At 64.3% G+C, this 1533-nt stretch carries 1 protein-coding gene; it reads left to right on the top strand.

The window, feature by feature from the left end; genetic code table 11:
• The first annotated feature begins 145 nt into the window (after positions 1 to 145).
• A complete protein-coding gene (locus D456_RS0123265) occupies positions 146 to 1453 on the top strand; it encodes an MFS transporter (protein ID WP_152442667.1) in 1308 nt (435 codons plus the stop codon).
• Positions 1454 to 1533 lie beyond the last annotated feature (80 nt).

Consider the following 1533-nt stretch of genomic DNA (forward strand, 5'->3'; position numbering starts at 1 on the left):
GTCGTTAACCCGTCTACCAGGGGCTTCTTGCTGTTCGGGAGGGGGTCAGGGAGACCGGTGCAGGGCTGTGACCTGCGCCTTCAAGATGAAAAAGGCTCACTGAAGTCAGCTACCGCCACCGCTGCGAGGCTGAGAAGGGACAGCTTTGAGTGAAATTCGCCCTCTGAGGAAGAACAAGCAGTTCCAGCTCCTGTGGATTGGAGGTGCACTTTCTCAGACTGGCAAGGAGGTCACCAAGCTCGCGATGCCGCTACTGGTCATCGCGCTGACCGGGTCTCCCGCCTGGGCTGGCATCATCGCCGGCTCAGTGGCCGTCGCACACATCTTCGGCCAGATTCCAGCGGGGGCTTGGGCCGACCGCTGGGACCGGCGTCGCCTCCTGCTCATCGGACAGAGCCTGCGATTCGTCAACTCCGCGCTGCTCGCCTCGCTGATTCTCACCGACCACGTACAGGTCTGGCACTTCGTTCTCCTCGGGATCATCGATGGCTTGTGCTCCGCGCTTACGGACCCAGCGCGAACCACCGCGATTCGCGGGGTGGTACCGACTTCGCAGTTGCAACTGGCGTACACGCAGGAGGAGTCGCGGAGCCATGCCGCGAGACTGGTCGGTCCCCCGCTGGGCGGTTTGCTGTACGGGGTCGCACGTGTCGTCCCCTTCTTGGCCGAGGCGGTTCTGTTCCTTCTCAGTGCCCTCTGCACCTTGTTCGCACGAGTTCCGCGCCGCCCGAGCAGCGAGAATGAGGGGACTCCCGAGGCCGTCAATAAGCCCAAGTCGAACATGCGTCAGGAGTTGGCGGAGTCCGTCGCGTGGCTGTGGCGTCAGCCAGGGTTGAGGGAGGTCTACGCGGCAGTACTCATGCTCAATCTGTTGGGCGGTGCTTTCCTGATCCCAGTCATCGTCCTCGTGGGCGAACGCGGCGGAGACTCGGTCAACACGGGGATCGTCCTCACCGGAACGGGCATCGGGGGACTGATCGGCGCACTGCTGTCCAATCGCATCGGCAAGCTTCTTCCGCCGGGGAAGCTACTCATCGCCGTCGTCGCGATCTTCGGGGTGGCGCTGGTATCAATGGCGCTTCCTCTCGGCCCCTGGTGGCCGATGCTGCCCCTTGTAGTCATCACGCTCTCCACTCCCGCTATCAACGTCGTGATGAACGTGGTGATCGCGAGGATGGTGCTCGAGGAGATGTTGGGGCGCATGATCGCCGTCCTCAATGTGGCCGCTCACGGCTTGGCGCCTCTCGGGCCGGCCATCGGTGGCATGCTCGCGGCCGCGATGGGTGGTGCTGGCGCCCTCATCCTGGTCGGTGGCCTCCTGGTCCTGACGTCCCTGGGAGCTTCCGCGAGTCGGGAGTTGCGCGGTTTCACGGGTGAGGCTCCCGCGGAGGAGGGCCGGGACCAGAAGGAGCCCCCGGCCCCGGGGGCGGACTCCTCCACCTCGCCTCAGTAACGGCGCCTGTGGGATGGTCGTTTAGAGGTCATCTCATTTGGCGAGTCTGCGGTAGCAGATCAGCGTGCAGGCGATACCGA

The organism is Nocardiopsis kunsanensis DSM 44524, assembly GCF_000340965.1.
Taxonomy (GTDB): domain Bacteria; phylum Actinomycetota; class Actinomycetes; order Streptosporangiales; family Streptosporangiaceae; genus Nocardiopsis; species Nocardiopsis kunsanensis.